This window comes from Sphingopyxis sp. (assembly GCF_035250425.1).
GTDB lineage: Bacteria > Pseudomonadota > Alphaproteobacteria > Sphingomonadales > Sphingomonadaceae > Sphingopyxis.
This window is the reverse complement of record NZ_DATFFD010000031.1, coordinates 1-7,509: the sequence shown is the minus strand read 5'-3', so window position 1 is coordinate 7,509 and position 7,509 is coordinate 1. Positions and strand designations below refer to the sequence as shown.

Below are 7,509 nucleotides of genomic sequence, written 5' to 3'. Positions count from 1 at the left end.
CCCGCGAAGGCGGGGGCCGCCTGCAACCTTACGCTATGCCTCCAGCGGCCCCCGCCTTCGCGGGGGCGACGGGGTGGGGAATGGGTCGGCCCGCAATCGACCTGGTCTGGGCTACCTCACACGGGCCCTTAACAAACGAAGGACAAGAACATGCGTCATAAATCGGGTGGCCGGAAGCTTCAGCGCACGAGCGCGCATCGCACGGCCCTGTTCCGCAACATGTCGGCCTCGCTCATCAAGCATGAGCAGATCACGACGACCGTCGCCAAGGCGAAGGAACTGCGTCCCTATATCGAAAAGCTGGTGACGCTGGCCAAGCGCGGTGGCCTTGCCAACCGCCGCCTCGCGAACAGCCGCCTGCTCGACGACACGCAGCTCAAGAAATTGTTCGACGTGCTGGCCGAGCGCTACAAGGACCGCAACGGCGGCTACACCCGCGTGATCAAGGCCGGTATCCGCGCCTCGGACGCGGCGCCGATGGCGATCATCGAATTCGTCGACCGCGACGTCGATGCCAAGGGCCAGGATTCGGGCCCGGTCGAGCAGTATGACGACGAGGCGGAAGCCGCGTAAGGCGCGCTTTCAGCGACATGAGATTGAGGGCGGCATCCGAAAGGATGGCCGCCCTTTTTCATGGGCGGCGTGGGGTGGCTGCAATGGGGTGGTTTCCGGAAAGTCAGCTATTGGGCGAAACTATCGAAACCAGCCATTTCCTGCGCGTTTCTAGGCTCCCCTCGCCCGACGCATAGGCATTACCACAAGTTTCCACCAGAACGCACCAGAACACCCGCCACCAATCGCAGCAGCTACAGCGACAAATAGAAATCCTTCGCCGATTCCATCAGAAAATTGCGAAGGAGGTTGCAGAGCGGCGGAGATCGTCAGTCCAGATAGGAGAAGTATCTCCGCTCCCGCTATGCTCAGGAACAAAGACCCCCTTATTCCAACTGGTTTCAGTCCCATCAGCCATTTTATCTTCGGCCACTCGACTAACAGGCCGAGCAAAACGGCACATGGCATCGCTACAAAGCTGCCAAAAAACCAGACCGTCCCGACGAATGCCGCAACGCCGTCCATTTTTTTAATGGAGTGTTCGATTATAAAAAAAAATACTGCTGTCCCCATTGCAAGAAGAAGAGGCGAGAACAGGCCAGTAAGGAGCATCGCCACGAGCGATCGACCGACAAATCCGCCTCGACCTATGACCTGATCCATCGCTTGACACTTTCCTACCCAATGCCGGGGTTCTTTAGTCTTCCAATCTTTACAATCCGTTTTCGATCGATCCACGGCAGCGGCCTGGCTTATCGCAGCGCTGATTCTCTCGGCATTGCGGTCACGCGCTTGAGAAACGCGCCGCTGGAGCCTCCCCCATCTCCAAATCTATGTCTGGAAAAGGGTCGCCAACTTGCCGCAGGAGTGTCGACTATCGATCGTTAGCGGCCAGATCGGCAGCGAAGGGCCGGTAAGGGGTGGGAGGCGGGCGGTTCCGATCCTCCCCGGAACGGGGAGGTGGCAGCCCGCAGGGCTGACGGAGGGGTCGAGCGGCGCAGCGCTCGCTACGCTCGCAACCCCTCCACCACCGCTTCGCGGCGGTCCCCCTCCCCCGATGGGGGAGGATCGCTTACGGCAGCAACCGGTCGAAACCGGTCGTTTGCGGACATTCGTCATCCCGGGCTTGACCCGGGATCCCGCTTTTTTGACATAAAAGCAACCCTCGCCTTCAAGCGGGACCGCGGATCAGGTCCGGGGCGACGATGATGGTAATATCCTCCCTGTGCCGAAGGCATGGGGAGGTGGCAGCGCGCAGCGCTGACGGAGGGGCAATGGCGCAGACGTCGCCGCCCCTCCACCACCGCTTCGCGGCGGTCCCCCTCCCCATCGCTGCGCGACAGGGAGGATATTATGTCCGCTTCCGGTCGCTAGCCGACATCGTCATCCCGGACTTGATCCGGGACCCGCCTCCCTTCTTCACGACGGCGAAAGGCAAGGTGACGGGAGAGTCTGACGGTGGCGACCTAATTATCCAAATAGGTTATATTTCTTGACATCGTGACGATGTTTTGGTACTTATCCGGAAACTGGCCGTTGCGCCGGTTTTTCCTGATGAGGGGTTTCCGACATGAGCGAGAGGAAGAAGGCCGCGCGTCGGCGTGGTGAGGATGGCTGTGCCGATGTGGGCGCAGCGGCGGGCGAGCGGGTCGTGGTGCGCGATCAGCGCGGGAAATTGCAGGCCGAGCGGCGCGCCGGGCATCGGTGGAGTGCGAAGGCCGAGGCGGTGTTTCTGGCCGAGCTGGAGGCGACGTGCAACGTCATGGCGTCGGCCGCGGCGGCGGGGTTTTCGACCACCGCGGTCTATCGGCGGCGGCAGAGCTATGCGGCGTTTCGTAGCGCGTGGGAGGCGGCGCTCGATACAGGCTATGCGCGGCTGGAAATGGCGCTGGTTTGCGCGGCGACCAATTTGCTGGCGCCGGTGCCGCCGCTGGAGGACGGCGGCAGGGACGCCGCGACGGCCGCGCCGCCGTTCGGCGGGATGACCGCGCGCGAGGCGTTGCAGGTGCTGCGATTGCACCGGTTCAGCGCGCGCGGCGGATCGCCGCAGCGGTTCGGCTGGCGCGCGAAGCCGGCCGATCCCGAGGTCACGCGCGCGGAGATTTTGCGCAAGCTGGACATTGTCGAACGGCATGACGCGAAAAAATGCGGCGGAAAAGCGCGTGCGCGGCGCTGACCTGCGCGCGCGGCTGGTGCGCGCGGGGGCGGCGGGACGCGCGCGGCTGTACGATCATCTGACCGAGGCCGAGCGCGCGTTCGTTGCGGGCGATTTCGCGCTGTACCGCCATGGCGGGCAGGCGCCGCCCGCGGGCGCGTGGCGTAACTGGGTGTTGATGGCGGGGCGCGGTTTCGGGAAGACCCGCGCCGGCGCCGAATGGATCTGGTCGCTGGTCCGTCATGCGGCCGAGCCGCTGTCCATCGCATTGGTCGGTGCGACGATCGACGAAGCGCGCAATGTCATGGTCGAGGGGCCGAGCGGGATATTGGCGCTGCAGCAACCCGGCGACCTGGTGCAATGGCACGCGGCGCGCGGGATGCTGACGTTCCGTGGCGGGTCGCAGGCGCAGCTGTTTTCGGGGGCGCATGGCGAGAGCCTGCGCGGTCCCGAACATCATTTTGCGTGGTGCGACGAGCTGGCGAAATGGAAGCAGGGCGAGGCGGCGTGGAACAATCTGCAACTGGGGCTGCGCGCGGGCGCGGCGCCGCAATGCCTGATCACGACCACGCCGCGCCCGTCGCGGGTGATGAAGCTGGTGCTCGCCGCCCCCGGCACGGCGCTTTCGGGCGGCGCGACGCACGACAACCCGCACCTGCCGCCCGCCTTTCATACGGCGATGGCGGCCCAATATGGCGGGACGCGGCTGGAGCGGCAGGAACTGGACGGCGTGATGCTGACCGATGCGCAGGGCAGCCTGTGGCCCGACGAACTGGTGCGGCGATGCCGCCTGCCCGCCCCCGCCGCGCATTATGACCGCATCGTCGTCGCGGTCGATCCGCCGGCGTCGGCGCGCGGCACGTGCGGCATCGTCGTCGCGGGGGTCGTCGCCGAGATGGGCGGCGGCGCAGACGGCCGCGTCGCGCATGTGATCGCCGACCGGTCGCTGGGCGGGGTTTCGCCCGAAAAATGGGCGCGCGCGGTCGTGCGCGCGGCGCACGATTTCGGCGCCGACCGCATCGTCGCCGAAGGGAATCAGGGCGGCGAGATGATCCGGTCGGTGCTGATGGCGGCGAGCCCGGTACTGCCGGTGACGATCAGCCACGCGAGCCTGTCGAAAACGGGCCGCGCCGAGCCGGCGGCGGCCTTGTTCGAAAACGGCCGCGCCTTTTTCGCGGGGTGCTTTCCGGCGCTGGAGGAGCAATTGACGGGGATGGTCGCGGGCGGCGATTATGAGGGACCCGGCGCATCGCCCGATCGCGCCGATGCGATGGTGTGGGCGCTGCACGAACTGATGCTGAAGCCCGCGCCGGTGCCGGGGATCCGGCGGTTTGATTGAGCAAAAGGGGGATTCTAGTTCGTCATTCCCGCGAAGGCGGGAATCCCGCTTTTTCCTTCGCCGTCGCAAAGCGGGATCCCCGCCTTCGCGGGGATGACGAAGAAGAGGACGGCGTCCGCTTCCCACCCAGAACCCGCAATTCGCAGGGGTGATAGGCCGTGCCTCCCGCCCGGACCGGAAATCCCCTTGCCCGCCCCTTGTCGATGCTTACATATCGGCGCACGATAATTTCCCCGCAGAGAATGAGGATCGCCTTGTCATGTCCCGCAAAGCCCTGTTCGCGCCGCTGGCGCTGGTTGCCCTGATGACTCCAGCCGCAGTAGCGCAGGCGGCCGATGCCGCAGCGGCAGCGACGCCGCTCGCGCCCGCCTATCCCGACACGGCGCGCGGCGACACGGTCGATCCGCAGTTCGGGGTCGACGTCGCCGATCCCTATCGCTGGCTGGAGGACGATGTGCGCGTCAATCCGAAGGTCGCCGACTGGGTCGCGGCGCAGAACAAGGTCACCGATAGCTATCTGGAGACGCTGCCGGGCCGCGACACGTTCAAGAAGCGGATGACCGAGCTTTACAATTACGAACGCTTCGGGCTGCCGACGAAGGCGGGGACGCGTTATTTTTACACGCGCAACGACGGGTTGCAGCCGCAGTCGGTGCTCTATGTCCGCGAGGGGCTGAAGGGCGAAGGCCGCGTGCTGATCGATCCCAACGCCTGGGCGAAGGACGGTGCGACCGCGCTCGGCGAATGGAACCCGTCGGAGGATGGCAAGCATCTCCTCTATTCGGTGCAGGATGGCGGCACCGACTGGCGCATCGTGCGCGTCAAGGATGTCGCGACGGGGCAGGATCTGTCCGACGAGGTGCGCTGGGTCAAATTTTCGGCGCTCGACTGGGCGAAGGATGGCAGCGGTTTTTATTATTCGCGCTTTCCCGAGCCCAAAGAGGGCGAGGCGTTCCAGTCATTGAACGAACATCACAGCGTCTATTTCCACAAGCTCGGGACGCCGCAGAGCGAGGATGTGCTGATCCACGCGACCCCCGACAAGCCCAAGCTCAACAACAGCGCGGTCGTCACCGACGACGGAAAATATCTGCTCGTCGTGTCGTCCGAGGGCACCGACGAACGTTATGGGCTGACGCTGCACCCGACGGACAAGCCGGGGGCGAAGCCGATCGTGCTGGTCGACGATTATGCGAACAATTGGGAATATGTGACCAACGAGGGCACGCGCTTCACCTTCGTCACCAACAAGGGCGCGCCGCGCGGGCGGATCGTGTCGATGGATATCAAAAAGCCCGGCGCGCTGACGCAGCTGGTCGGCGAGAATGAGGCGACATTGGTCGGCGCCTCGCGCGTCGGGGGACGCCTGATCCTCTCCTACCTCGGCGATGCGAAGTCGGAGGCGCGGATGGTGGCATTGGACGGCAGGCCGGTCGCGGACATCAAGCTCGCCGACATCGGCGCCGCGACGGGGTTCGGCGGCAAGTCGAGCGACCCCGAAACCTTCTACAGCTTCTCGAGCTATGCGCGCCCGACGACGATCTATCGTTTCGACACGGCGACGGGCAAGAGCGAGATTTTCGCCGAGCCGAAGCTGACCTTCAAGCCCGCCGACTTCAGCGTCGAGCAGCGCTTCTATAAATCGAAGGATGGCACCGAGGTGCCGATGTTCCTCGTGATGAAGAAGGGGCTCGACCGCAGCAAGGGATCGCCGACATTGCTGTACGGCTATGGCGGCTTCAACGTGTCGATGACCCCCGGCTTTTCGCCGACCAAGCTCGCCTGGGTCGACCAGGGCGGCGTGCTCGCGATCGCGAACCTGCGCGGTGGCGGCGAATATGGCAAGGCGTGGCACGACGCGGGGCGGCTCGACAAGAAGCAGAATGTGTTCGACGATTTCATCGCCGCGGGCGAATATCTGATCGCGCAAGGGATCGCGGGCAAGGGCCAGCTCGCGATCGAGGGCGGCTCGAACGGCGGGCTGCTCGTCGGCGCGGTGACCAACCAGCGCCCCGACCTGTTCGCCGCGGCGCTGCCCGCGGTCGGGGTGATGGACATGCTGCGTTTCGACCGCTTCACCGCGGGGCGTTACTGGGTCGACGACTATGGCTATCCGTCGAAGGAGGGCGATTTCAAGACGCTGCTCGCTTACTCGCCGTACCATAATATCAAGGATGGCACCGCCTATCCCGCGGTGCTGGTGACGACCGCCGACACCGACGACCGCGTCGTGCCGGGGCACAGCTTCAAATATACCGCGGCGCTCCAGCATGCGAAGGCGGGCGACAAGCCGCACCTGATCCGCGTCGAAACGCGCGCCGGGCACGGCAGCGGCAAGCCCACCGACAAGATCATCGCCGAGGCGGCCGACAAATATGCCTTCGCGGCGAAGTGGACCGGGCTGAGCGTCGAATAATGTCCTATGCCCTGTCCTTCTCCGCGACCGACTCCGCCGAACGCTGGGCCGAGGCGGGCGACGCCGCGGCGGCGCTCGTCGCGGGCGAGCCCGACGGCATCGCCAATATGGCGAATGTCGCGGCGCTGATCTGGCAGGCGATCCCCGACCTCAACTGGGCGGGCTTCTATCGCTTCGACGGTGAGGAACTGGTGCTCGGCCCGTTTCAGGGCAAGGCGGCGTGCATCCGCATCGCGCTCGACAAGGGCGTGTGCGGCGCCGCCGCGCGGCTGCGCGCGACGCAGCGCGTCGATGATGTCCACGCCTTTCCCGGCCATATCGCGTGCGACGCCGACAGCCGCAGCGAGCTCGTCGTGCCGGTGATCGCGAACGACCGCCTCGTCGGCGTGCTCGACCTCGACAGCCCGATCCCCGACCGCTTCACCGCCGCCGACCAGGCCGGCGCCGAAGCGCTCGTCGCGCGCATTGCGGCGGCGCTGGCCGCCTGAAGCCCCGCCCCAAATCGGGACAGATAAGTCACGGTTAACGGATTCGCGAAAAGCCGCATATTTTGCTAACAAACTGTTAACCAATCGGTTCGGCCGAGGGAACAGGGAGTAAGTCATGCGTACGATCGTGTTGTTGGGGATGGCCGCAGCGTCGTTGTTGCTGGCGGGGCATGCGCGCGCTGAACAGCCGTCGCTCGCCTATGGCAATCCCGACGATCCCGATGCCCGCGTCTATACCGGCTATCCCGACCGCGTGCCGAGCGAAGTCGAATATCGCCGCGTCTCGGGCTATGATGCCGAGGGCCGCTGGACCGGCACCTGGGACGGCACCTATGAAACGTCCGACGGCCGCCGCTACGAAGGCCGTTATGAAGGCACGGTCGAGGGCCATGGCGCCGGCTATCCGCCGCCGCCCGCATACGACCCCCGCTATCACGGCGGGTATGACGCGCGTTACGACGAAGAGATGGAACGCCGCTGTGGCCGGGGGGGCACGGTGGGCGGCGCGGTTGCCGGCGGGCTCGTGGGGGGCATCGCCGGCAACCGCATAGCCGGACGC

At 65.5% G+C, this 7,509-nt stretch carries 6 protein-coding genes and 1 pseudogene; 6 read left to right on the top strand and 1 reads right to left on the bottom strand.

Annotation, left to right across the window (positions count from 1 at the left end; translation table 11 throughout):
• The first annotated feature begins 150 nt into the window (after positions 1 to 150).
• The gene (rplQ, locus tag VJ811_RS02360) at positions 151 to 573 is read left to right on the top strand and encodes a 50S ribosomal protein L17 (RefSeq protein WP_058539762.1); all 423 of its coding nucleotides are present in this window, start codon (positions 151 to 153) and stop codon (positions 571 to 573) included.
• Between the two features lie 150 nt (positions 574 to 723).
• Here rplQ and VJ811_RS02355 read toward each other — a convergent pair whose 3' ends face one another.
• Complete coding sequence (locus VJ811_RS02355; protein ID WP_324070667.1) at positions 724 to 1,215, bottom strand: hypothetical protein; 492 nt, start codon at positions 1,213 to 1,215, stop codon at positions 724 to 726.
• A gap of 907 nt (positions 1,216 to 2,122) precedes the next feature.
• On the opposite strand from VJ811_RS02355, the gene VJ811_RS02350 reads away from it, so the two are divergent.
• The 5 genes and pseudogenes from VJ811_RS02350 to VJ811_RS02330 form a co-directional block, all read left to right on the top strand.
• A complete protein-coding gene (locus tag VJ811_RS02350; RefSeq protein ID WP_324070666.1) occupies positions 2,123 to 2,728 on the top strand; it encodes a hypothetical protein in 606 nt (201 codons plus the stop codon).
• Positions 2,685 to 4,046 (top strand): DNA-packaging protein, encoded by a 1,362-nt coding sequence (locus tag VJ811_RS02345; protein WP_324070665.1) that lies wholly within the window; start codon positions 2,685 to 2,687, stop codon positions 4,044 to 4,046. The genes VJ811_RS02350 and VJ811_RS02345 overlap by 44 nt, the downstream gene beginning before the upstream one ends.
• Positions 4,047 to 4,305: 259 nt before the next feature.
• The gene (locus tag VJ811_RS02340) at positions 4,306 to 6,462 is read left to right on the top strand and encodes a prolyl oligopeptidase family serine peptidase (protein ID WP_324070664.1); all 2,157 of its coding nucleotides are present in this window, start codon (positions 4,306 to 4,308) and stop codon (positions 6,460 to 6,462) included.
• Positions 6,462 to 6,950, top strand: a complete 489-nt coding sequence (locus VJ811_RS02335) for a GAF domain-containing protein (RefSeq protein ID WP_324070663.1) — start codon at positions 6,462 to 6,464, stop codon at positions 6,948 to 6,950. The genes VJ811_RS02340 and VJ811_RS02335 overlap by 1 nt, the downstream gene beginning before the upstream one ends.
• 115 nt (positions 6,951 to 7,065) lie before the next feature.
• Positions 7,066 to 7,509: pseudogene (locus tag VJ811_RS02330) on the top strand (hypothetical protein); the annotation flags it as partial.